This is a genomic window from Kutzneria viridogrisea DSM 43870 (assembly GCF_000525635.1).
Taxonomy (GTDB): Bacteria; Actinomycetota; Actinomycetes; order Mycobacteriales; family Pseudonocardiaceae; genus Kutzneria; species Kutzneria viridogrisea.
Genome location: NZ_CP007155.1, coordinates 3,335,692 through 3,359,485 on the forward strand (window position 1 = coordinate 3,335,692; position 23,794 = coordinate 3,359,485).

At 71.7% G+C, this 23,794-nt stretch carries 21 protein-coding genes; 14 read left to right on the forward strand and 7 right to left on the reverse strand.

Annotated elements, in window-relative coordinates:
* Positions 1-5: 5 nt before the first annotated feature.
* The gene (locus tag KALB_RS15010) at positions 6-860 is read right to left on the reverse strand and encodes a RecB family exonuclease (protein ID WP_030108350.1); all 855 of its coding nucleotides are present in this window, start codon (positions 858-860) and stop codon (positions 6-8) included.
* An 89-nt stretch (positions 861-949) separates the two neighbouring features.
* On the opposite strand from KALB_RS15010, the gene KALB_RS15015 reads away from it, so the two are divergent.
* Both KALB_RS15015 and KALB_RS15020 read left to right on the forward strand, forming a co-directional pair.
* Complete coding sequence (locus KALB_RS15015; protein WP_025356533.1) at positions 950-2,086, forward strand: site-2 protease family protein; 1,137 nt, start codon at positions 950-952, stop codon at positions 2,084-2,086.
* A 61-nt stretch (positions 2,087-2,147) separates the two neighbouring features.
* A complete protein-coding gene (locus tag KALB_RS15020; RefSeq protein WP_025356534.1) occupies positions 2,148-2,993 on the forward strand; it encodes a tRNA (adenine-N1)-methyltransferase in 846 nt (281 codons plus the stop codon).
* On the opposite strand, the gene KALB_RS15025 is transcribed toward KALB_RS15020, so the two are convergent.
* The 3 genes from KALB_RS15025 to KALB_RS48515 all read right to left on the reverse strand — a co-directional run bounded on the left by KALB_RS15025 (position 2,982) and on the right by KALB_RS48515 (position 5,701).
* Positions 2,982-3,452 (reverse strand): hypothetical protein, encoded by a 471-nt coding sequence (locus tag KALB_RS15025; RefSeq protein ID WP_025356535.1) that lies wholly within the window; start codon positions 3,450-3,452, stop codon positions 2,982-2,984. The genes KALB_RS15020 and KALB_RS15025 overlap by 12 nt on opposite strands.
* Before the next feature lie 33 nt (positions 3,453-3,485).
* Positions 3,486-4,262, reverse strand: a complete 777-nt coding sequence (locus KALB_RS48510; RefSeq protein WP_025356536.1) for an Rv0361 family membrane protein — start codon at positions 4,260-4,262, stop codon at positions 3,486-3,488.
* A 554-nt stretch (positions 4,263-4,816) separates the two neighbouring features.
* Positions 4,817-5,701 (reverse strand): Rv0361 family membrane protein, encoded by an 885-nt coding sequence (locus KALB_RS48515; RefSeq protein WP_025356537.1) that lies wholly within the window; start codon positions 5,699-5,701, stop codon positions 4,817-4,819.
* A gap of 383 nt (positions 5,702-6,084) precedes the next feature.
* Here KALB_RS48515 and arc point away from each other — a divergent pair, with 383 nt between their 5' ends.
* The 3 genes from arc (at position 6,085) to KALB_RS15055 (ending at position 9,662) form a co-directional block, all read left to right on the forward strand.
* The gene (arc, locus tag KALB_RS15045; protein WP_025356538.1) at positions 6,085-7,878 is read left to right on the forward strand and encodes a proteasome ATPase; all 1,794 of its coding nucleotides are present in this window, start codon (positions 6,085-6,087) and stop codon (positions 7,876-7,878) included.
* Between the two features lie 117 nt (positions 7,879-7,995).
* Positions 7,996-8,922, forward strand: a complete 927-nt coding sequence (locus tag KALB_RS15050) for an aldo/keto reductase (RefSeq protein WP_025356539.1) — start codon at positions 7,996-7,998, stop codon at positions 8,920-8,922.
* A 71-nt stretch (positions 8,923-8,993) separates the two neighbouring features.
* A complete protein-coding gene (locus KALB_RS15055; protein WP_025356540.1) occupies positions 8,994-9,662 on the forward strand; it encodes a hypothetical protein in 669 nt (222 codons plus the stop codon).
* Between the two features lie 74 nt (positions 9,663-9,736).
* On the opposite strand, the gene KALB_RS15060 is transcribed toward KALB_RS15055, so the two are convergent.
* Both KALB_RS15060 and KALB_RS15065 read right to left on the reverse strand, forming a co-directional pair.
* On the reverse strand, positions 9,737-10,696 hold the full coding sequence (locus KALB_RS15060) for a trypsin-like serine peptidase (protein ID WP_051913152.1): 960 nt from the start codon (positions 10,694-10,696) through the stop codon (positions 9,737-9,739).
* A 255-nt stretch (positions 10,697-10,951) separates the two neighbouring features.
* Positions 10,952-11,491 (reverse strand): NUDIX hydrolase, encoded by a 540-nt coding sequence (locus KALB_RS15065; RefSeq protein ID WP_025356541.1) that lies wholly within the window; start codon positions 11,489-11,491, stop codon positions 10,952-10,954.
* Between the two features lie 73 nt (positions 11,492-11,564).
* Here KALB_RS15065 and KALB_RS15070 point away from each other — a divergent pair, with 73 nt between their 5' ends.
* From KALB_RS15070 to KALB_RS15105, 8 genes are all read left to right on the forward strand, one after another.
* Complete coding sequence (locus KALB_RS15070; RefSeq protein WP_042220358.1) at positions 11,565-13,175, forward strand: S53 family peptidase; 1,611 nt, start codon at positions 11,565-11,567, stop codon at positions 13,173-13,175.
* 80 nt (positions 13,176-13,255) lie between these two features.
* Positions 13,256-15,727 (forward strand): FtsX-like permease family protein, encoded by a 2,472-nt coding sequence (locus tag KALB_RS15075; protein WP_236650259.1) that lies wholly within the window; start codon positions 13,256-13,258, stop codon positions 15,725-15,727.
* 59 nt (positions 15,728-15,786) lie between these two features.
* On the forward strand, positions 15,787-17,286 hold the full coding sequence (gene dop / locus KALB_RS15080; protein ID WP_025356544.1) for a depupylase/deamidase Dop: 1,500 nt from the start codon (positions 15,787-15,789) through the stop codon (positions 17,284-17,286).
* Between the two features lie 131 nt (positions 17,287-17,417).
* Positions 17,418-17,612, forward strand: a complete 195-nt coding sequence (locus KALB_RS15085) for a ubiquitin-like protein Pup (RefSeq protein ID WP_025356545.1) — start codon at positions 17,418-17,420, stop codon at positions 17,610-17,612.
* Between the two features lie 93 nt (positions 17,613-17,705).
* Positions 17,706-18,542 carry a proteasome subunit beta gene (gene prcB, locus KALB_RS15090; protein ID WP_025356546.1) on the forward strand — a complete coding sequence of 279 codons (837 nt, stop codon included), beginning with the start codon at positions 17,706-17,708 and terminating at the stop codon, positions 18,540-18,542.
* Between the two features lie 43 nt (positions 18,543-18,585).
* Positions 18,586-19,323 (forward strand): proteasome subunit alpha, encoded by a 738-nt coding sequence (gene prcA / locus KALB_RS15095; protein ID WP_025356547.1) that lies wholly within the window; start codon positions 18,586-18,588, stop codon positions 19,321-19,323.
* A 312-nt stretch (positions 19,324-19,635) separates the two neighbouring features.
* On the forward strand, positions 19,636-19,887 hold the full coding sequence (locus KALB_RS15100; protein WP_148309475.1) for a hypothetical protein: 252 nt from the start codon (positions 19,636-19,638) through the stop codon (positions 19,885-19,887).
* 20 nt (positions 19,888-19,907) lie between these two features.
* Positions 19,908-20,717 (forward strand): hypothetical protein, encoded by an 810-nt coding sequence (locus tag KALB_RS15105; RefSeq protein WP_148309476.1) that lies wholly within the window; start codon positions 19,908-19,910, stop codon positions 20,715-20,717.
* Between the two features lie 53 nt (positions 20,718-20,770).
* On the opposite strand, the gene KALB_RS15110 is transcribed toward KALB_RS15105, so the two are convergent.
* Positions 20,771-22,180 carry a bifunctional phosphatase PAP2/diacylglycerol kinase family protein gene (locus KALB_RS15110; protein WP_042222118.1) on the reverse strand — a complete coding sequence of 470 codons (1,410 nt, stop codon included), beginning with the start codon at positions 22,178-22,180 and terminating at the stop codon, positions 20,771-20,773.
* A 159-nt stretch (positions 22,181-22,339) separates the two neighbouring features.
* On the opposite strand from KALB_RS15110, the gene pafA reads away from it, so the two are divergent.
* Positions 22,340-23,698 carry a Pup--protein ligase gene (gene pafA, locus KALB_RS49170; RefSeq protein ID WP_025356551.1) on the forward strand — a complete coding sequence of 453 codons (1,359 nt, stop codon included), beginning with the start codon at positions 22,340-22,342 and terminating at the stop codon, positions 23,696-23,698.
* Positions 23,699-23,794 lie beyond the last annotated feature (96 nt).

Consider the following 23,794-nt stretch of genomic DNA (forward strand, 5'->3'; position numbering starts at 1 on the left):
CCACCCTAGTCGGACCGGTCCAGTGCGGTCTCCACCCCCGGGTCCGGCTCCGGCCAGCCAGGGTAGGGCGGCGGGGTGCCGCCGAACTCCGGGCACAGCGCCTTGTGGTCGCACCAGTCGCACAGCCTGCTCGGGTTGGGCCGGAAGTCCCCGGTCCGGCCCGCGCGCAGGATCGCGGCCCAGATCGCCTCCAGGGTGCGCTCGAACCGGCGCAGCTCGGCCTCGTCCGGGGCGTAGGCCAGGTTCTGCCGGTCGGCCAGGTACATCAGCCGCAGCTGCCGGGGCACCACCCCACGCAGCCGCCACAGCACCAGCGCGTAGAACTTCATCTGGAACATGGCCTTGGCCTCGCCGATCTCCCTCGGCGCCGCCCCGGTCTTGTAGTCGACCACCCGGATCTCCCCGGTCGGCGCCACGTCCAGCCGGTCGATGTAGCCGCGCAGCAGCACCCCGGAGGGCAGCTCCGCCTCCACCAGCAGCTCGCAGGCCTCCGGCTCCAGCCTGCGCGGGTCCTCCAGGCCGAAGTAGCCGGTCAGCATCTTCTGCGCGTCCTCGAGCCACCGGCCGAACTCCGGGTCCTGCTCCCCGCTGAACAGCTCGGCCAGCTCCGCGCGCTCGGCGAGCAGCCTGCTCCAGGACGGGTGCAGCAGGTCCTGTGCGGTGCTGGGCACCCGCTGGTCCGCGGGCAGGGCGAACAGCTGTTCCAGCACCGAGTGCACCACGGTGCCGCGCACCTGCGCCCTGGTCGGCTTCTCGGGCAGCCGGTCGACCGCGCGGAACCGGTAGAGCAGCGGGCACTGCTTGAAGTCGCTGGCCCGCGAGGGGGACAGCGCCGGCCTGCGCACTACGTGCTCGGACATGCCACGCACAGTAAGCCAGACCCCTGACAAGCTGGTGATCGACACCTCGTCACCCCGGCACAACACTCCAGGCAATACGCTGGCCGGCGATGACCACCACCAGCTGGCTGCGACGTACCAACCCTGACGGCGGACTGCTGCTGTTCAGGATCCGCTCGGTGCCCGTGGTGCTGGCCCCGTCCTGGTGGATCGGCTCCATCGTGGTCACGGTCCTCTACACGCCGATGGTCGGCCAGCTGCTGCCCGGGGTCGACGGGCTGGGCGCGTTCGCGCTGGCCGCGAGTTTCGCCCTGCTGCTGGGCGTCTCCGTGCTGCTACACGAGCTGGGGCACTGCGTGGTCGCGCTGCGCTACGGTCTGCCGGTGCGCAGGCTGCGGCTGTTCCTGCTCGGCGGCATCTCCGAGGTCAGCCGCTCACCGGTCAAGCCCGCCCAGGAGGGCATGGTCGCCGCGGCGGGCCCGATCGTGTCGATCGCGCTGGCCGCGGTGTTCGGCGCCGCGGTGTTCCTGGTGCCCGACGGCGGCGCGCTGTGGCTGTTGCTGCTGGAGGTGACGCTGGCCAACGCCGCGGTCGCCGTGTTCAACCTGCTGCCCGGGCTGCCGCTGGACGGTGGCCGCATGCTGCGCGCCGCCGTGTGGGGGCTGACCGGGCAGCGCAGCACCGGTACCCGCACCGCCGTGGCCGGCGGCGGGGTCGTGGCGGTCCTGCTGCTGCTGTGGGCCCTGCTGCGCCAGGTCCAGGGCAGCACCGACCGCTGGCTCTGGCTGGGCGTGTGCGTGGTGACGGCCTGGTTCGTCATCGCGGGGGCGCGCGCGGAGCTGGTCGCCGAGCAGCAGCGCACCTGGCCGCCCGGCCTGACCCTGGCCGAGCTGGTCCGTCCCGTGCTGCAACTGCCCGCGGAGAGCCCGGTGGCCGACGCGCTGGCCGCAGCCGAGGGCAGGGGAGTGGTGCTGGTCCGCGCGGACGGGGTGGCCGCGGGCCTGCTCGACGAGCAGGAGGCCCAGCGGCTGGCCGCGATCGCCCCGCTGACCCCCGCCGAGCGGGCCGCCGACCCGATCCGGCCGGACACCGTGCTGCTGGACTCCGACCCCGGCGAGGAGATCATCGAGCGGGTCCGCACCACCGCCGCGTGGCAGTTCCTGGTCGTGGACGCCGAGGGCCGTCCCGCCGCGGTGCTGCGCAGGCAGGACCTCAAGGCGGCTCTGTCGGGGCGGCGCAAGGGCTGAGCAGGGCCTCTGCGAGGATCGTGGGCCGTTCCCGATCCATCTTCGACGGAGGTTCTTCGCGGTGAGCACCGCCAGTGGCCCGTTCCAGCCCGGTGACCGGGTGCAGCTGACCGATCCCAAGGGACGGCACTACACCATCGTCCTGGAGCCCGGGCGGCAGTACCACACCCACCGCGGCGCCCTGGAGCACGACCAGCTCATCGGCATGCCCGAGGGCTCGGTGGTGACCTCCACCGGCAACACCTCCTACCTGGCGCTGCGCCCGCTGCTGCCGGACTACGTGCTGTCCATGCCGCGCGGGGCGCAGGTCATCTACCCCAAGGACGCCGCGCAGATCGTCATGTGGGGCGACATCTTCCCGGGCGCCCGTGTGCTGGAGGCCGGTGCCGGGTCCGGCGCGCTGACCTGCTCGCTGCTGCGGGCCGTCGGCGAGCACGGCAGCGTCACCTCCTACGAGGTGCGCCAGGACCACGCCGACCACGCCGTGCGCAACGTGGAGCAGTTCTTCGGCAAGGCCCCGGACAACTGGTCGCTGACGGTCGGCAACCTCACCCAGCACCCCCCGGCCGCCGAGGGCGGTGAGGTGGACCGGGTCGTGCTGGACATGCTCGCGCCCTGGGACGTGCTGGACACGGTGAAGGCCAGCCTGATCCCCGGCGGCGTGCTGGTGGTCTACGTGGCGACCACGACCCAGCTGTCCAAGGTCACCGAGGCCCTGCGCGAGATGCAGTGCTGGACCGAGCCGGAGTCCTGGGAGTCGCTGATCCGCCCCTGGCACGTGGTGGGCCTGGCGGTGCGCCCCGAGCACCGGATGATCGCGCACACCGCCTTCCTGCTCACCACGCGCAGGCTGGCCGACGGCGTGGTGCCGCCCCGTCCGCAGCGCAGGCCGACCTCAGCCGCCTGAGCCGCAGACCTTCCAGTCGTTGCCCTCCTTGACCAGGGTCAGCTTGGTCGGGGTGCCGGGCGTCTGCTCCATGGTGAACGTGCCGGTGCCGCCGTTGACCTGAAGCTGGCTGACCTTGGTCCTCGGCTTGCTGCCGCTGGGCTTGGTGCCTTGCAGGCTTGCCTTCTCCGAGCTGCAGATCGCGGGCATCGCCTGTAGCGGGTCGTCGGCGGCCACCGCGTCCACGAACTGCTGGGCCGCGGCGGCCGCCAGCGGGTCGGTCTGCGGCGCCGCGGCGGGCGGTGTGGGGGCCGGGTCCTTCTTGGTGATCAGGTAGATCGCCCCGGCGCCCAGCCCGAGCATCACCAGCACCCCGGCGATCGTGCCGATGATCACCCAGGTGTCCTTGCGTTTGCTGCTGGACCGGACGGTCGAGGAGTCGAACGGCGGCTGGCCGTAGCCGCCGGGCTGGTAGGTCACGCGTGTTGCTCCCGCTCGCTGCTTCGTGCCTGACTACTTCTTGGACGGGCAGATCTCCCACTTGCCGCTGTCCGCGCTGCGGACCAGGGCGATGGTGTCGTCCTTGGCGCCCTTGTCGTTGCCCAGGGTGCCCTCGTAGTGCATGGACACGGTGGACTTGTCGCCCTCGGTCTTGATGCCCTGGAAGCTGAACTTCAGCTGCGCGTTCGAGCCGATGATCGAGTCGGCCTGGTCCAGCCGCTTCTTGAGCGTGGCCTGGTAGGACGAGCAGGTCAGCTCCAGCACGCGGGGCTCGTCCTTGGCGTTGAGCGCGTCGATGACGGCGCGGCCGGTCTGCTCCGGTTCGGACTGTGCGTTCTTGGTGAAGAACAGGAAGTAGGCGCCCACACCGCCGCCGAGTACCAGCACGACCGCCGCGATCACGCCGATGATCAGCCCGGTGCGCTTGCGCTTGGCGGGCGGCTGGCCATAGGGCTGGCCGAACTGCGGCTGCTGCTGTGCCCAGCCCGGGTTCTGCCCGAACTGCTGCTCACCCGGCTGCGGCTGGCCGTACGGCTGCTGCCCGAACTGCTGCTGCTCACCGGGCTGCTGACCCCAGCCTGGCTGCTGGCCGTACTGCTGGGGCTGCGGCTGGCCGTAGGGCTGCTGCGGGTTCGCCGGCTGTTGCGGGTAACCGCCGGGCTGCTGCTGCGGGAAGCCGCCGGACTGCGGGTAACCGGTGGGCTGCTGGCCCCACGGCTGCTGCCCGTACTGCTGGGGCTGCTGCCCGTACGGGTCGGGCTGGCCGGGCTGCTGCGGTGGGTAGGTCACGGTGCTGCATCTCCTCCTGATCGCACGGCCGGTCGATTATGCGCCCCGCGCGCCCCGCCGTGTGCCGGAAGGGCGGGAGAAACGCGGACGGCACGCCGATCGCGGGGATCGGCGTGCCGTCGGGTGTGCGTCGTTCACTACGGCTTGCTGACTCCGGGCCAGCTGGCCGCGATGCAGGCGCCCCCCGCAGTGTCGTTGTCCACTCCGATGTCCACCAGGGCGAGGGTGCAAGCAGCTTGGTGGGGCGCTGAAAGCGGGTTGTCGGCTGCGATGTGGCACGCCGCGGTTACCTTCGGGCCGACGTCGTAGCCGCGGTCGTGCACTTCCTGAAGGCAGGCCGACAAACCCATCGGCTGGGTCGGGCTGGCCTGCGCTGTGGCAACGGTTGCAACCGGTACTACGGCGGCGAACGCTGCCGCTCCCGCCAGTCCAGCCACGAGCCTGATCACCTGGTGCACAGTTGGTCCCCTCTCACGGATTGATCCCGTGTTCTGAAAGTAGCCGACTGTGCACGTTCTGTCGGCGAGTTGCTGGACTCCGCGCCGGCCCGTGCCTCAGTTGCCGTAGCTGGGATAGGTCGGGTAGGTCGGGATCACCGAGCTGCCGTAACCCCCGTAGCCGCCCGAGCCACTGGGTCGGGTGGAGCCGCTGGGGCTGGTGGAACCGCCGGAGGACTTGGACATGCTGTACCCGCACACCTTCCAGCTGCCGTCCTCCTTGGCCAGGGTCATCGTCCCGTTCAGGTCCTTCATGTACGACTGGTACTTGCTCGGCACGTTCTCGAAGTGCATCGTGACCTGTGCCTTCGCCGAGGTGTCGCTGGTCTGGGAGGTGCCGGTCACCGAGAAGCTCGCGGTCACCCCGGCCATCTCGCTGGCCGCCTGGCTGCCGCCCATCTTGCTCGGGTCGAGCTTGTTCATCGCGTTGTCCACGTCGGACTTGAGCTTGGCGCAGGTGACGTCGCGGATGCCCGCGTTGTCCTTCTTGTTGAGCATCGCCACGATCGACTTGGCCGCGTCCTCGGGGGACCCGCTGGTGCCGCCGCCGAAGGGCTTGACGAAGACGAACACCACGATCAGGACCACGACCACGAGCACGCCCACCCCGCCGAGGATCCACGGCAGCGGGCTCTTCTTGCCGGGCACCGGCCCGCCGGGGTAGCCGCCGGGCTGGCCGAACTGCTGCCCGAACTGGGGCTGCTGGGGGAAGCCACCGGAGGGCTGCTGCGGGAACCCGCCGGAGGGCGGCTGCCCGTACGGGTTGGGCTGCTGCGGCTGCTGGGGGAACCCGCCGGTGGGCTGCTGCGGGTACCCGGGCTGCTGGGGGAACCCGCCCGCGGGCTGCTGCGGGTACCCACCGGGCTGCTGCGGCTGTTGCGGGAAGCCGCCGGGCTGGCCGTAGGGTCCGGGCTGGCCGGGCTGCTGCGGTGGGTAGGTCACTGGAGTCTCTCCCCCGAACTGGGTGTTGCACTGGTCAGGTAGGTCTGCGGAGCCCGGCGGGGTAGCTGTGCGCAACCACCCGATTGCCGGGGATGACCACCCTCGCGGCCAGCTATGGGCCGATTGGGTGAAGGGACGGTCATCACTTTCTCCTAGCACTGCCGGTGGCCGTTGGGGACACTGCCCGGACGACCTCGGACGACGAGCACCTGAGACGCACCGTAGTGGCTGACTGGTTCCCCCTGACACCGAGTTGGAGTAGTTCATCCGGCCGAGCGGGCGTTTCGTATCCGTTTCGGAACCCAGGCTCGGCCTGGGGGCCTCTCGGTTGTCGGTGATCGCCGGTACCGTGGGAAGACGTAACACGGGAGGAGGGTGCCGACATGCAGACCGACCGTCCCGGCAGCCAGCCCGATGAGGGTGGCGAGCTGAACAGTGGCATGACGGCCGCTGAGTTGTCCGCGCAGGTCAGGTTCCTCGAGGACGAGATCGCGCTGTTGCGGCGCAAACTGACGGAATCCCCACGACACGTCCGGCTGCTCGAGCAGCGACTGGCAGAGGCGTCCGAGCGCGTCAGTCAGCTGACCGAGCGCAACACGAAGCTGGTGGACACCCTCCGGGAAGCACGCAGTCAGCTCCTCGCGCTGCGCGAGGAGGTCGACCGCCTCGCGCAGCCGCCCAGCGGCTACGGCGTCTACCTGGCAGGCCACGAGGACGGCACGGTGGACGTGTTCACCGCGGGCCGGCGCATGAGGGTGGCCGTCTCGCCCGCGGTCGACGGCTCCGAGCTGCGCCTGGGCCAGTCGGTCCGGCTCAACGAGGCGCTGACCGTGGTCGAGGGCGGCGGCTTCGAGCGCACCGGCGAGGTGTGCACGCTGCGCGAGCTGCTCACCGACTTCGAGTCGGGCGCGACCAGGGCACTGGTGGTCGGGCACGCCGACGAGGAGCGCGTGGTCTGGCTGGCCGACCCGCTGGTCGACGCCCCGCTCAAGCCGGGCGACTCCCTGCTGGTGGACAGCAAGGCGGGGTACGCCTACGAGCGGGTGCCCAAGGCGGAGGTCGAGGACCTCGTGCTGGAGGAGGTGCCCGACGTCGACTACGCCGACATCGGTGGCCTGTTCCGGCAGATCGAGCAGATCCGCGACGCCGTGGAGATGCCCTTCCTGCACGCCGAGCTGTTCCACGAGTACCAGCTGCGCCCGCCCAAGGGCGTGCTGCTCTACGGCCCTCCCGGCTGCGGCAAGACGCTGATCGCCAAGGCGGTGGCCAACTCCCTGGCCAAGCAGGTCGCGGCGGCCCGTGGTGACGACGACGGGCAGGCCAAGTCCTACTTCCTCAACATCAAGGGCCCCGAGCTGCTCAACAAGTTCGTCGGCGAGACCGAGCGGCACATCCGGCTGATCTTCCAGCGGGCCAGGGAGAAGGCCTCCGAGGGCACGCCGGTGATCGTGTTCTTCGACGAGATGGACTCGATCTTCCGCACCCGTGGCAGCGGCGTGTCCTCCGACGTGGAGACCACGATCGTGCCGCAGCTGCTGGCCGAGATCGACGGTGTCGAGGGCCTGGAGAACGTCATCGTCATCGGCGCCTCCAACCGCGAGGACATGATCGACCCGGCCATCCTGCGCCCGGGCCGGCTGGACGTGAAGATCAAGATCGAGCGTCCGGACGCCGAGGCGGCCAAGGACATCTTCTCCAAGTACCTCACGGAGACGCTGCCCATCCACGCCGACGACCTCGCCGAGTTCGCCGGCGATGCCAAGCGGTGCATGGAGGCGATGATCCAGCACACCGTCGAGCGGATGTACGACGAGTCCGACGACAACCGGTTCCTGGAGGTCACCTACGCCAACGGTGACAAGGAGGTCCTGTACTTCAAGGACTTCAACTCCGGCGCGATGATCCAGAACATCGTGGACCGGGCCAAGAAGGCCGCGATCAAGGCCGTGCTGGAGACCCGCGAGCCGGGCCTGCGCGTGCAGCACCTCGTCGACGCCATCATCGACGAGTTCGCCGAGAACGAGGACCTGCCCAACACGACCAACCCGGACGACTGGGCAAGGATCTCGGGCAAGAAGGGCGAGCGCATCGTCTACATCCGCACCCTGGTGACCGGCAAGAACCAGGAGTCGGGTCGCGCGATCGACACCGCCAACAACACTGGTCAGTACCTGTAGGTGAGCACTGCGGAGGCCCTGTCGCCAGGTCGTGGCGACAGGGCCTCCGTTTTGCCGTGCGCGCGGGTCCTCGGCCGATTAGGTTCGGCTGGGGGAGTGCACGGGGAGGAACCGGGGATGCTCGACAGGATCGGACTGGGGCTGGCGGCGCTGGGCAGACCGGCCTACATCAACCTGGGGCGGCAGGGCGCGCTGCCCGAGGTCCGCACCGTGCCCGCGATGCGGGCGGCCAGCTGGAAGGTGCTGGACGAGGCCTACGCGGCGGGGGTGCGCTGGGTGGACGCGGCCCGCTCCTACGGCAGGGCCGAGGAGTTCCTGGCCGGGTGGCTGACCGACCGGGGCCACGAGGACGTGGTGGTGTCCAGCAAGTGGGGCTACGCCTACGTGGCCGACTGGCGGCCCGACGCCGAGGTGCACGAGGTCAAGCAGCACAGCCTGGACCGGTTCGAGCAGCAGTGGGCGCAGAGCGAGGAACTGCTCGGCGACCGGCTGGCCGTGTACCAGGTGCACTCGCTGACCCTGGACAGTCCGCTGTTCAACGACCCGCTGCTGCTGGAGTCGCTGGCCGGGCTGATCGAGCAGGGCGTGCGGGTCGGGTTCAGCACCAGCGGCCCGCAGCAGGCCGACACGATCCGGCGGGCGATGGCGCTGCGCGTGCAGGGCCGCCCGCTGTTCTCCGTGGTGCAGTCCACCTGGAACCTGCTCGACCCCTCGGCGGGCCCCGCGCTGGCCGAGGCCTACGAGGCCGGGGCGCACGTGCTGGTCAAGGAGGCGCTGGCCAACGGGCGGCTCGCGGTGGACCCGCCCGCCGACCTGCTGGCCATGGCCGAGGACGCGGGCGTGGGCTGCGACGCGCTGGCCCTGGCCGCCGCGCTGGCCCAGCCCTGGGCGGGCACGGTGCTGCTCGGTGCCGCCAGCCCGGCCCAGGTGCGGGCCAACCTGGCCGCCCTGCACGTGCGGTTGCCCCCGTACGAGCGGCTGGCGGCGCTGGCCGTGCCCGCGCGGCGCTACTGGGCGGAGCGGTCCGCGCTGGCCTGGAACTGAGCCGATCGCGGGCCCGTCCAGGCCGACCACTACCCTCGGGCGAAGATCAGACCAATCCCGGAGGTGCAGCGGTGCGTCGCGCGTTGGTGGTCGGCGTGGGAGTCGCCGTCCTGGTGGCTGGCTGCTCCGGCAAGCCCAACGACCTGCGGCACTACGCCCAGGACGAGGAGCAGCCGACCACGACCGCCGAGGCCCCGGCGAGCACGACCGCGGCGTCGAGCAGCGCCAAGCCCACCGCGGACCCGCAGGCAGCGCAGCTCAGGGCCGTGGCCGCGGTGCTGACGGCCGAGTCGGTGGCCGAGATCGGGTTCAACCCGAAGGAAGCCGAACACGCGGCCAGCGTGGCCCAGTTGGAGACCTGTGCCGTACCGCTGGGCAAGCCGGTGTCCGGCGCCCAGATCGGGCTGGTCGGCTCCTCCGCGGTCACGACCCTGACCGAGTACGTGGGCAGCTACCAGGGCAGCACCGGCGCGCAGGTCGTGGCCAAGGTCAAGCAGGCGCTGAACGGGTGCAGGTCCTACCCGGGCGGCACGGTCACGCCGATCGAGCTGGCCAAGCAGCCCACCGGTGTGGACTCGCACGCCTCCTGGTGCGAGCACGGCCAGTCGTACAGCTGCTCGATGCTGCTGGCGAAGGGCGAGCTGGTGGCCAGGGTGCAGGTCGTCACCACCAGTGACGCCAAGGCCCGTGACCTGCTCGGCCAGGTCACGCCCATCGCCGCCGCCAAGCTCAACGGCTGAGCGGGACTCGCGCGCGGCTGAGCGGGACACGCCGAGTTGCCGGCGAGTCCCGGCCTGGGGAGCGCGAGTTCCGCTCAGCGGGTCAGCGCGTACGCGTAGAGCAGAGCCGCCTCGGGCCCCAGCGGCGTGGCGTACGAGTACTCGCCGGCGCCGCCGCCCAACTCGGTGCCGGTGGTCGTGACGCCCACGACCCGGCCCCGGCCGGTGGCCGGGTCGAACTCGGCGAAGTGCGGTCCGCCGCTGGCGCCGTGCGCCATGTCGCAGCGCATCCCCCACAGCGCGGGCGTCTTCGGCGCCTGCTGGACCGGACCGGCGCAGTGCACCATGCGGGCGCCCAGCCACTTCGTCCCGGACTGCACGTGCGGGTAGCCGAAGGCGTGCTCGAACCGACCGCTGGCCGGAGGGGTGAAACCGATCCGCTGGCTGCCCACCACCTCGGCCACCGGCCTGCCGCCCGCCCGGTTGAGCACGGCGAACGCCGCGTCGTGCCCGGCCGCCGCCACGTCCTGCGAGGAGCTGCCGGTGTCCCAGTCGGTGGAGGTGATCATCGTCCGCGCGCTGAACCCGCCGTGCGGCTTGCCGCCGTTGCGGTAGCCCGGCACGAAGTAGACGTTGTGCCGCCACTCGTCCGCGCCGGTCGCGCGCAGGCAGTGCGCCGCGGTGACCACCGTGTCGCGGCCGACGACCGTGGCGGTGCAGCTGCCGTCGTAGCCGTCGCTGAAGGTGAAGAACAGCCGCCCGACTGTGCCGTCCACGGCGCCCTTGAAGCGCCAGACCTCGCCGGTGGTCGCGGTGTTCGGTGCTGGCGGGGTGTCCATGTCCGGGGTGGTGTCGTCCGGCGGGATGGGCGTGATCTCCGGGACCAGCGCGCCCGCGAGCCGCATCCGGTCCGGGGTCCAGTACGCGTCCACGGCCTGCTGCTGCTCGGCAGTGGTCGCCCCGCCGTGTACCGAGGGCCCGGTGGACGCCACGGCGGGTGCGCCGCCCAGCAGGGCCAGCGCGAGGGCGAGGCCGGTAACTCGTGTGATCCGCATGGGTCGATGCTGGCCAAGACCTGTGACGAACCCGTGATGGCGCTGTGCGGATCCGTCCAGCGCCAGAAGGTCCTCGCGTGTCGGCGCTTCGCGTGCGGTGTGTTGGCGCTGGGCGGGCGATTTCCCAACTCGTGGGAATTCGTGCCGCAAGGGCGAACACGCGGTACCGGAAGCGCCGACACGCGCTGCACTTGCGCGGGTCTCGGCCCCGGCTGAGCGGGATTCGCGCGCCCCAGGGCGGGACTCGTGTGCGGCTCAGCGGGACTCGCCGTGGGGGGTGAGGCGGTTCAGCCACTCGATGGCGATCTGCCTGCCGTCGGGCACGTAGTCCGAATCGGGGTCGGCCAGCGCGGCGATCAGGTCCGGCAGCTCCACCCACGCCCCGTCGATGATCTCCTCCGGCTGGTGCACCAGCGGGCCGTCCCAGCGCACCTCGTACACGAAGTAGTGGCAGCGCAACGGGGGCTGCTCGAACCGGAACGTGAACAGCTCCGTCAACGGGGCCCCGGTGATGCCCAGCTCCTCGGCCACCTCGCGTACCGCCCCGTCGTCGGGGTGCTCCCCGGCGTCCACGACCCCGCCCGCGAAGCAGTCGGTCATGCCCGGGTAGATGTCCTTGACCAGGCTGCGCCGGTGCACGTACACGCGGCTGCCGTCCACCGAGCGCACCAGCACCATCGTCGCGGCGTGCCACAGGCCCTCGGCCCGCACGCGCCGGCGCGGGGCGCTGCCCACCACCTGCCCGTCCGCGTCGTAGACCGCGACCAGTTCCTCGCCAGCCAGCACGCCGCTCATCCTCCCTGAACCCATGTCACCCGGATGGCGTAGTGACCTGGCGCACAGCACCACCCCCTGCAAGGAGCTTAGGTTGCCCAAGAGCCTCCGCGTCGTGGCCGCAGTCGCCACCCCGCTCGCCGTCCTCGCCGGACTCGCCGCGATCCGGCAGTCCGCCAGCGCCGACCCCCTCCAGCCCCAGCCCCGTGCCGCCGTGGCCGGTTCCCGGGTGGCCGACCTCGCCGCCGCCCCGCGCACCGGTGCGGTGCCCGCCGGGCAGCGCACCGCCGTGTCGATCAGCCTCGCCCCGCGTGACGGCGCCGCACTGGACGGCTTCATCGCCCAGGTCAGCGACCCGCGCTCGGCACAGCACGGCCGCTACCTGTCCCCGGCCCAGTTCGCCGACCGGTTCGGTGCCACCGCCGAGCAGATCGACCAGCTCACCGGCTACCTGCGTGGCCAGGGCCTGACCGTGGACTCGGTCAACCCCAACGGGTTGCTGGTCAACGCCTCGGGGCCGGCCTCCGCCGTGGAGCAGGCCTTCGCCACGAACCTGTCCACTCGGCGCGAGGCGGGCACCGGCCGTGAGTACTACGCCAACGACTCCGCGCCCACCCTGCCGACCGCCCTCGCGACGGTGGTCACCGGCGTGGCAGGGCTGGACAACCGCCCGCGGGTGAACCACCCGCCGGTGCGACCGCGCGCCGACGTGCCCGGCATGAGCCCGGCTCAGCTCAAGGGCGCCTACAACGTCAACGGGCTCGGCGTGCGCGGTGACGGCCAACAGGTCGCCCTGCTGGAGTTCGACGGCTTCGAGCAGTCCAACATCGACGCCTACGACCGCCAGTTCGGGCTCAGCTCGCCCGCGCCGATCGTGCGCAAGGTCGACGGCGGGGTGCCGAAGCTGGGCGAGGGCCAGGTCGAGGTGGAACTGGACATCGAGGCGATCCGCGCGATCGCGCCCAACGCGCGGCAGGTCGTGTTCGAGGGGCCCAACACCAGTCAGGGCCTGATCGACACCTACGCGGCGATCGTGAACAGCGGCATCCCGGTGGTCTCGATCAGCTGGGGCCTGCCCGAGCCGCAGCTGGCCCCGTCCGACGTGACCACCCTGCACAACCTGTACAAGCAGGCGGCGGCCCAGGGGCAGAGCCTGTTCGCGGCCTCCGGGGACAACGGCTCGGACGACGAGAAGAACGGCGGCCTCGCGGTGGACTACCCGGCCAGCGACCCGTTCGTGACCGGGACCGGCGGCACGCATCTGACGGTCAACCCGGACAACACCCGGGCGGGCGAGACCGGCTGGAGCGGCGCGGGCGGCGGCAACTCGGCGCTGTTCACCGTGCCGGACTACCAGGCGGGCAAGGGCAAGGGGCAGCGCATGGTGCCCGACATCGCGGCCGACGCCGACCCGGCCTCCGGGCTGACCGTGTTCAGCCAGGGCAAGTTCGGCGTGGTCGGCGGCACCAGCGCGGCGGCGCCGGAGTGGGCGGGATTCGTCTTGCTGTACAACCAGATCGCGGCCTCGAAGGGCAAGCCCGCGCTGGGCTTCGCCAATCCCGCCCTGTACGCCAAGGCTTCCAGCGGCCTGCACGACATCGTCGGCGGCAGCAACGGCGCGTTCCAGGCCGTGCCCGGCTACGACCAGGTGACCGGGCTCGGCAGCTACGACGCCGTGAAGCTGGTGGCCGCACTGCTGTCGTAGTCGCCTGCGACTGGGGTATCACTGGGCCGTCAGCCTGCGGACCGACGCAGGCTGACGGCCCACCTCCATAGCTTTGCCCCGTGAATCCTGTGACTGTGCTCCGGCTCGGCCTGTCCGAGTACCGCAGCCACCCCGGCCGCGCGCTGCTGCCGGGGCTGGCGCTGCTGGTCGGCGTGGCCTGCCTGGTGGCCTCCCTCGTGCTCGGCGACGCCATGGTGCGCGCGGTCAGCGACGGCTCCGAGCGCACACCCGCGCTCATCGGGCTGACCGTGGAGCGCGACACGAGGGCCGACCAGCCCGGCGATCTCGGCGCCGCGGCGGCGAAGCTGGGCGGTACCCCCGGCGTGCGGCGCGTGGTGCCGGTCCGCACCACGGAGGTGGACCTGCTCGACGCGAACGGTCGCGCGGGGCAGCAGCGGAGCGAGGCGGCCATCGATCCCGGAGACGACTCGCTGCGCCGCTACACACTGGCGCAGGGCAAGGCGCCCGCGGCTGACGGGGAGATCGCGGTCGACCGGGTCACCGCGTACCAGCGCGGACTGCACCCGGGTTCGACGGTCGCGATGGCCGACGCCGCGGGGCACCCCTTCGAGGTCACGGTCAGCGGGATCACCCAGCGCGGTTCCATGGGCGGCGAGTCCTTCCTGATCGTCGGGCCGCAACTGGCGGGCAAGCTGAACCCGAAGGCCACCACCACCGAGGTGGACCTCCAGGTGGACCCGGGCACCACGGCCGCCGCCGTGCAGCCGGTGGTCGGCGCGGGGCTGCGCGTGTTCAGCGCCGACCACAAGGCGGACCGCAGCGGCGCGGGCACCCTGGGCACCCTGCTGATGCTGTTCAGCCTGCTCGCGCTGGCGACCTCGGTGTTCGTCGCGGGCGCCACCTTCCGCGCCGTCTACCTGCAACGCCAGCGGCAGACCGCGCTGCTGCGCTGCGTCGGCGCCGACCGCGGCCCGCTGGTGGCCGCCAACCTGGTCGAGGCGTTGCTCACCGGCGCGCTCGCGGGTGTGGCGGGCGCACTGCTCGGCGGGCCGTTCGCCCAGCTGCTGGGCTGGGTCCTGGACGTCACGGGAGTGTCCCCGATGATGGGCGCGGTACAGCTGGAGCCCGCCCTGCTGCCCAGCCCCGGCCATGTCATCGTGGGCGTGATCGTCGCCTGCGTGCTCAGCGGGGCCGCCGCGCTGCGGCCCGCGATCGCCGCCGCCCGCGTCTCCCCGCTGGCCGCCCTGCGCACCGCCGAGCACGCCACCCCGGACACCAAGCTGGCCCGCCGCCGGGTCGTGCGCGGTCTGCTGCTGCTGGGCGTGGCCGGGGTGCTCGCGCTCGGGGCGCTGGCCACCACAAGGTCCGTCGCCTCGCCGTTCTTCGCCCTGTTCTCCGCGATCGCCTGCACCGCAGGGTTGTTCGGCTCCCTCGGCCCCACCGTGGTGCCCGCGCTCGGACGGGTCTTCGGTTCGGTCGCGGGCAGGCTGTTCGGCACCCACGCTCGGCTGGCCAGCGCCGAACTGGGCAGGGTGCCCGCCCGCGCCGCCGCCGTGGCCATGCCGCTGGTACTGGCCAGCGCCATCGTGGCCTTCACCGTGGTGACGACCAGTTCGATGCGCGACTTCGCCATCAAGACCGACTCACGCCCCCGGCCGGACGTGGTGGTCAGCGACACGGGGGACCGCCCGCTGCCGGGACAGGTCCTCAACGCCGTGCGGCAGCCGCAGGTCCGGGCCAGCGCGGTGCTGGGGCAGGTCACGCAGGAGGTCACGATGCCCGGTGGCCGGCGCGGTCCGAACCGGGTGACGGTCGCGGGCGGCGACCCGGCGGCGCTGGCGGACTACCTCGGCAAGCCCGTACCGGGCGCCGACAGCGCGCTGGTGTCCAGTTGGCTGCCCGTCGCTGAGGGCGACCGGATCACCTTGGACGGCCTGCCCGGCGGCTCCCGCACGGTGACGGTCGCCGCCCTCGTGCCGAACGAGTTGCTCGGCGGCAACGGGGTGGTGCTCGGCGACCCGAACCTGGCCCCGGCCAGCTCCGTGCTCGTCGCGCTCAGGCCCGATGCCGATCCGGCGGCCTACCGGGACGCGGTGACCGCCGCACTGGCCGGTGCGCCCACCGTGCAGGTCAAGACGGCCGCCGACCACTCCGCGGAGTTGCAGCGCAACATGGACCTGGCCACCGTGGCGCTCATGGTGCTGCTGAGCCTGAGCGTGGCCGTGGCGGTCACCGGCATCGGCACCGCGCTGACCATCTCGGTCCGCGAGCGCCGCAAGGAACTGGCGCTGCGCCGTGCCCTTGGTGTCACCCGTGGGGGTGTACTCCTGGGCATCATCGCGGAGGCGGTGCTGCTCTCACTGGTCGGTCTGGTCGGCGGCGGGGTGCTCGGTCTGGAGTACGGGGAGCTGCTGATGGCCGGGGTCGGCGTCTACGTGCTGCCCTCGGCGCAACTGGCCCCGCTGCTGGTCGGCGGTGCTGTCGTAGTGGCGCTGGCCGTGTTGACCTCGGTGTTCCCCGCCCGGTTGGCGGCGAGGGTACGCCCGGCGGCGGGACTGGCCAGCGGGTGAGCTGGGTCACGGGGGCCACTTCTGGTGGCCCCCTCGCCCGGAGGTCGTAGGCTGCCCTCATGCGGCGGATCATGGGAACCGAGGTCGAGTACGGCATCGCCGTGCCCGGCGATGCGACGGCCAACCCGGTGTTGACCTCCACCCAGGTGGTGCTGGCCTACGCGGCGGCTGCCGAGATCCCCAGGGCCCGGCGTGCCCGCTGGGACTACGAGGTGGAGTCCCCGCTGCGCGACGCGCGCGGCTTCGACCTGGGCGCCCCCGGCGTGCCGCCCACCGACCCCGACGTGGAGGACCTGGGCGCCGCCAACGTCATCCTGACCAACGGCGCCCGGCTCTACGTGGACCACGCGCACCCCGAGTACTCCGCACCCGAGGTCACCAACGCGCGGGACGCGGTGATCTGGGACAAGGCGGGGGAGCGGGTCATGGAGGAGGCCGCGATGCGCGCGGCCACCGTGCCCGGCCAGCCCCGGTTGCAGCTGTACAAGAACAACGTGGACGGCAAGGGCGCCAGCTACGGCACGCACGAGAACTACCTGATGTCCCGCAGCACCCCGTTCACCTCGGTGATCAGCGGCCTGACCCCGTTCTTCACCTCCCGCCAGGTGATCTGCGGCTCGGGCCGGGTCGGCGTGGGGCCCTCCGGTGACCACGCGGGTTTCCAGCTCTCCCAGCGCGCCGACTACATCGAGGTCGAGGTCGGCCTGGAGACCACGCTCAAGCGCGGCATCATCAACACCCGCGACGAGCCGCACGCCGACGCGGACAAGTACCGCAGGCTGCACGTGATCATCGGTGACGCCAACCTCGCCGAGTACTCCACCTACCTCAAGGTGGGCACGACCGCGCTGGTGCTGGACATGATCGAGGCCGGGCGACGGTTCGACGACCTGCGGCTGACCGACCCGGTGCGCGCGGTGCACACGATCAGCCACGACCCCACGCTCAAGGCCACCGTGGAGGTCACCGGCGGGCGCAAGTTCACCGGCCTGGACCTCCAGTACGCCTACCACGAGCGGGCGGGGGAGTTCCTGGAGCACGAGGGCGCGGACCGGGTGTCCCAGCACGTGCTGAGCACCTGGGGCGAGGTCCTCGACGCGCTGTCCCGCGACCCGCAGGAGTGCGCGGACCGGCTGGACTGGCCCGCCAAGCTGCGGCTGCTGGAGGCCTACCGCTCCCGGGACGGCCTGAACTGGGCCTCGCCGCGGTTGCAGCTGGTCGACCTCCAGTACTCCGACGTGCGCCTGGACAAGGGCCTGTACAACCGGCTGGTGACCCGAGGCTCGATGAAGCGGCTGGTCAGCGAGGAGGAGGTCCGCGCGGCGGTCACGACCCCGCCGGAGGACACCAGGGCCTACTTCCGGGGCCGCTGCCTGGAGCGCTACCCGGCCGCGGTGGCCGCCGCCTCCTGGGACTCGGTCATCTTCGACATCGGCAGGGACTCCCTGGTGCGCATCCCCACCCTGGAGCCGCTGCGGGGCACCAAGGCACACGTGGGCGCGCTGCTGGAGGCCGCGAACACCGCCGAGGAGCTGGTGGACGCCCTGACCCGGGGTTAAGCCCAGGGCGTAACCGGGTAAGAGGTTGATCACGACCCGAGTGGCTGGCACCGAATGTCGGTGTCGCTGGGTAGTGTTCTTGTCAGGCACATCGCGTTGCGGGTGGGCCACCAGGAGTTCAGGGAGGCGAGATGTCCCAGGAGCAGGTCCAGAAGCACGGCGGCGGTGACGGCGACGAGTCCGCCGAGGGCGCGGCCCCGGCAGGCCAGGAACGTCGCGAGAAGCTCGGCGAGGACGTTGACGCGATCCTGGACGAGATCGACGACGTCCTCGAGGAGAACGCCGAGGACTTCGTCCGGGCCTACGTGCAGAAGGGCGGCGAGTAGCCGCCAGCGCAGTTCTTCGGTGAACGGTCGAGTGTGTTGCCGTTCGCGGTACAAGGCCGCGCCCGGTTTCACTACGGGAGGAGAGACAGCACGGTGAACCACAGGTCCTCTTCGGGTGCGGCGCTGCCCGCGGCTTATCTCAGCGCGGGCACGTCCTCCTTCGTCGACTTCCTGCGTGTGCAGGCCCCCGAACTGCTCCCGGTCAGCCGGGTCGCACCGGGCGCGCACCCGGTGGAGTTCACCCACGGCACCACCATCGTCGCGGTGACCTACAAGGGCGGTGTGCTGATCGCGGGCGACCGCAGGGCCACCCAGGGCAACGTGATCGCCCACCGGGACATGGAGAAGGTCTACGTCACCGACGAGTACTCGGCGGTCGGCATCGCGGGTACCGCGGGCCTGGCCGTGGAGATGGTGCGGCTCTACGCCCTGGAGCTGGAGCACTACGAGAAGATCGAGGGTGTCTCGCTCACCCTGGACGGCAAGGCCAACCGGCTGGGCACGATGCTCAAGGGCAACCTGGAAGCGGCCATGGCCGGCCTGGTCGTGCTGCCGCTGTTCGTGGGCTACGACGTGGAGGCGGCCGACCCCGACCGGGCCGGGCGCATCGTCACCTACGACGTCACCGGCGGCCGGTTCGACGAGCACTCCGGGTACCACTCGATCGGCTCGGGCTCGGTGTTCGCCAAGTCCTCGCTCAAGAAGCTGCACGACCCGGACGGGGACGCCGACGCCGCGGTGCGGGCCGCCGTCGAGGCGCTCTACGACGCCGCCGACGACGACTCCGCAACCAGCGGTCCCGACCTGGTGCGCCGCATCTTCCCGGTGGTCATCACGGTGACCGCCGAGGGCGCGGTGCGGCTGCCCGAGGAGCGGACCGCCGCCGTGGCCGAGGCCGTCGTCGCCGACCGAACCCGCGCTGCGCGCTGAGCCGGAGCCTTTCGTTGACCACCTCACTCCTGGGAGCCGCATCGTGACCATGCCGTTGTACGCCTCGGCCGAGCAGGTGATGCGGGACCGCTCCGAGCTCGCCCGCAAGGGCATAGCCAAGGGGCGCAGCGTCGTCGTGCTGACCTACACCGGCGGCGTGCTGTTCGTCGCCGAGAACCCCTCCTCCACCCTGCACAAGGTGTCGGAGATCTACGACCGCATCGGCTTCGCCGCCGTGGGCCGCTACAGCGAGTTCGAGAGCCTGCGGGTGGCCGGTGTGCGGCACGCCGACCTGCGCGGCTACCAGTACGACCGGCGGGACGTCAACGCCCGCGCGCTGGCCAACGCCTTCGCCGGTCTGCTGGGCAGCATCTTCACCGAGCAGCTCAAGCCGTTCGAGGTGGAGGTCTGCGTCGCCGAGGTCGGCACCGAGTACGGGCAGGACCAGCTCTACCGCCTCACCTACGACGGCTCGATCTTCGACGAGCCGCAGTACGTGGTGATGGGCGGGCAGGCCGAGGCGATCTCCACCGCGCTGAAGAACTCCTACCAGGAGGGCGCCGAGCTCGCCGACGCGCTGCGCGTGGCGGTCTCCGCCTTCGACGCGGGCAGCTCCGCCGCCACCAACGGCGCGGCCCGCCCGCTGGAGGTCGCCGTGCTGGACCGCTCGCGCCCGCGCAGGGCGTTCCGGCGCATCCAGGGCGCTGCCCTGGAGACCCTGCTGGCCAGCACCGCGCCCGCGGCGGAGCCCGCGGCCGAGGAGCCCAAGCCCGAGCAGTGACCTGAGGTCCCACGCGGCGCCACCCGTGCTCGTCGCGGGTGGCGCCGCCGCGCGTTCACCGCACTCGCCGCTGCCCGTGCTGCGCCAGTACCCGGCTCAGCGGCACGGCGGTGACGAACACGAACAGGGCGAAGACGTTCTGCGGCAACCAATTCGTCATCACGGCGAGGGCGGTCCACACGCCGCTGGCATACGGTCAGGACGCCGCGGGCGGTCCAGCCCAGTGCCCGCCACCGCGTCACGGGCGGAGCCTAGCTTTTCTTGCCACAACGCGATAATCGCCCGATATACGAGTTCCTTAGCATCCCGCCCATGCGAAGACTCTTGGCTGCCGCGGCAGCGGGAATGATGCTGGTGCTCGGCACCGGTGCCCAGGCCGGCGCGGCCGAGCCCGGTTGGCAGGTGCACAATCCGCCGACCACGATGGACGGCTGGTACACCGACCAGATCACCGCGTTCAACCACGACTCGGCCATCGCGCTCGGCACCGAGTACTGGATCATCGGCAACCACCGCACGTACAAGCGCGTCTGGCAGTGGGGCGTCAGCAGTGGACCACCCTGACACTGCCCAGCGAGTCCCTCGTGCCCAGCGCGGTCACCGGGGTGTCGGCCACCGACGAGTGGGTCTTCGGCCGCGATGACAGCGGTGGCAGCACCAGGTTCCCGGGATACCGGTGGAACGGCGGGCGGTGGACCGAGCAGGGCTCGAAGGACTTCGAGGTGCTCGCCGCGCAGTCCAGGTCGGCCAGCGACCTGTGGGCGGCAGGTTCCGATCGCGGCGACGGCTACTTCCACCCGCAGGTCGGCCACTGGAACGGCAGCAGCTGGTCGGTCACCCGGACCCCGGTGCCCGCCGGTTACTCGGGTTCGCTGACCGCCGTCCACGCCGTGTCGGCCACCGACGTGTGGGCCGCGGGGTCGATCAACGCGGACGTGGCCAACGCCAAGTCGGAGCCCTACCTGGTGCACTGGGACGGCACCAGCTGGACCAGGGCCGCCCTGCCCGGGTTCACCGAGGACGTCAGGCTGACCTCGGTGCTGGTGCGCGCCAACGGTGAGGTGTGGGCCGGCGGCTACCAGTCGAAGTACGTCCCGGGCAAGGCGATCGTGCTGCGCGGGACCGCGCAGGGCTTCGGCCTCGTGCCGGTGCCGGACACCGGTGACACCCGGCTCACCGGCTTCGCCGAGGACGGCGGCACCCTGTACGCCGGGATCGGCGGCACTGGCGACACCACCAACGGGCTGCTGAGCTGGACCGGTTCCGGCTGGCAGACGGCCACCGGCCCGACGGCCCCGACCCGGCGGGTGGGCGTGCTGACCGCCGTCCCCGGTGGCGGCCTGTGGGCCGGCGGGGCCGACAAGTCGGGCAAGCAGTTCCTCGCCCTGCGCTGACACCGATGTCATGAAAGTGCCGTTCCTGGCGTTCAACGCCAGGAACGGCACTTTCATGACAGCTGGGGCAGGTAGGTCACCAGCGCGGCCCTGCGGGCGGTGAACTCGAACCGGGTGGCCTGCTCGCCGACCTCCCCGTCGGTGGCGATGGCCACGGGGGCGCTGTGCACCGTGACGCGCAGCCGGGGCAGGTCGGCCTGGCGGTACACGTGGCTGCGGTGCAGGGCGCCCAGCACGGCGGCGAGGATGAACCGGGTCCGCGAGAGGGGCAGGTCGGCACGCAGGTAGCGCACGTCGAGCAGGCCGGTGTCCAGGCGCGCGCGGGTCAGCGGGGCGAAACCGCGTGGCAGGTACACGTTGTTGCCGACGAACAGCATCCACACCCGCAGCCGCTCACCGTTGATCGTGACGTCCAGTGGCCGGGCCTCGTGCAGGACGCGGATCAGCGCGTACGCCCCGGCGGGCCACTTGCCCCAGCGGTCGGCGTGCTTGTCGCGCAGCCGGACCAGGTCGGGGTAGCCGCCCAGGCTCGCGGTGTTGAGGAACAGCCGCGGCTCGGACCCGCCCACGGTCACCGCACCCAGGTCCACGGCGGCCCCGTCCCCGGCGCGCACGGCGGCGCGTGCGGTCTGCACGGCGTCCACGCCAAGGTCGCGGGCGAAGTGGTTGAGGGTGCCCGCGGGCAGCACGACCAGCGGCAGGTCGTGTTCGGTGGCCAGTGCGGCCATGGCGGCCACGGTGCCGTCGCCCCCGGCCACACCCAGCGCCTTGGGGCCGTGCTCGCCGACCAGGGCGTCCAGGTCGGTGTCCTGGTCCAGCAGCACGACGGTCGCCGAGGGCCAGTTCTCGCGGACCTGCTCGGAGAAGTCGCCCTCACCGGGACCGGAGTTGGGGTTGACCACGAACAGCAGGCCCTCGCCCTGCTCGAAGGCCGGGACCTCGACCCGGCGCCGGGTCGGCGGCGCCTGCTCGTCCACCACCGGCCACCAGCGCCGCGTGAGCAGCCCGGCGGCCACCCCGACCAGCGCCCCGCAGGCCACGTCGGAGCCCCAGTGCACCCCGGTGTGCACCCGCGAGTACGCCACCGCGGCCGCCAGCGGGGCGACCACGGCCGCCGCCTTGGGCGATTCCAGCGCCACGGCGGTGGTGAACGCGGCGGCGGAGGCGGCGTGCCCGGAGGGGAACGAGGAGGAGGTCGGCCGCTTGACCAGGCGGCGGTGCTCGGCGACCAGTTCGGCGGCCGGGCGGCGGCGGGGCAGCAGGGTCTTGCCGACCGCGTTCGCGGTGAAGCTGGCGCCCGCGATCGCCGCGATGCCGCGCAGGGCGGCCCGCCGGGTTGGCCCCTTGCGCGCGGCGAGCACGGCGGCCACCGCACCCCACAGCAGGCTGTGGTTGGCGGCCGCGGAGATGACCTTGAGCACGGTGTCGGCGCGCGAGCGGGGCAGTGCGGCGCTGCGTTGCATCAGTGCGTGGTCCAGGCGGTTGACCGGGCGAAACCGGGGGCTCACAGGCGTCCAATCGGGGGTCGGCGACACCTACCGTTATGGGAAGGTAGTGGAAAATCCGCACGCTTCCCCGAACGGCGCACGGTCAGTTGGCCGACAACCGCCTACTGTGGAGAGATGCAGCGGCGGATCTTCGGCATCGAGACCGAGTTCGGGGTGACCTGCACCTTTCACGGGCAGCGTCGGTTGTCCCCCGACGAGGTGGCGCGGTACCTGTTCCGGCGCGTCGTGTCGTGGGGACGATCTTCGAACGTGTTCCTGCGCAACGGTTCGCGCCTGTATCTCGACGTCGGCTCGCACCCCGAGTACGCGACAGCGGAGTGCGACGACCTCACACAGCTGGTCACCCACGACAAGGCCGGTGAGCGGATCCTGGAGGACCTGCTCGTCGACGCCGAGCGGAGGCTGGCCGACGAGGGCATCGGCGGCGACATCTTCCTGTTCAAGAACAACACGGACTCGGCGGGCAACTCCTACGGCTGCCACGAGAACTACCTGGTCGCGAGGGCGGGGGAGTTCTCCCGCATCGCCGACGTGCTGCTGCCGTTCCTGGTGACCAGGCAGCTGATCTGCGGGGCGGGCAAGGTGTTGCAGACCCCGCGCGGGGCCGTGTACTGCCTGTCCCAGCGGGCCGAGCACATCTGGGAGGGCGTGTCCAGCGCCACCACCCGGTCGAGGCCGATCATCAACACCCGGGACGAGCCGCACGCGGACGCCGAGCGCTACCGCAGGCTGCACGTGATCGTGGGCGACTCGAACATGTCCGAGGTGACGACCCTGCTCAAGGTGGGCAGCGCCAACCTCGTGCTGGAGATGATCGAGCAGGGCGTGCAGTTCCGCGACTTCAGCCTGGACAACCCGATCCGGGCCATCCGCGAGATCAGCCACGACCTGACCGGGCGCAGGCTGGTGCGGCTGGCCGGTGGCCGGGAGGCCAGCGCGCTGGACATCCAGCGCGAGTACCACGCCAAGGCGGTGGAGCACGTCGCGCAGCGCGCGCCGGACCCGACCGCGCAGCGGGTGGTCGAGCTGTGGGGCAAGACCCTGGACGCGGTGGAGGCCCAGGACCTGTCCAAGATCGATCGGGAGATCGACTGGGCGGTCAAGCACCGGCTGATCGAGCGCTACCAGTCCAAGCACGGGCTGGAGCTGTCCAGCCCGCGCATCGCCCAGTTGGACCTGGCCTACCACGACATCCGCCGTGGCCGGGGCATCTTCGACCTGTTGCAGCGCAAGGACCTGGTGCACCGGGTGACCGACGACGGCGAGATCGAGGCCGCCAAGGACACCCCGCCGCAGACGACCAGGGCCAAGCTGCGCGGTGACTTCATCGCCGCGGCACAGGCCGCGGGCCGGGACTTCACGGTCGACTGGGTGCACCTGAAGCTGAACGACCAGGCACAGCGCACCGTGCTGTGCAAGGACCCGTTCCGTGCCGTGGACGAGCGGGTGGAACGGCTGATCGCCTCGCTGTGACCTAGGGGGCGGCCCGGTCCGGGCCGCCCCTGGCCAGCAGCCCCCGCATCTCCTCGGCCCGGCGGGCGTTGCCGGTCTCCTCGAAGACGGCCAGGG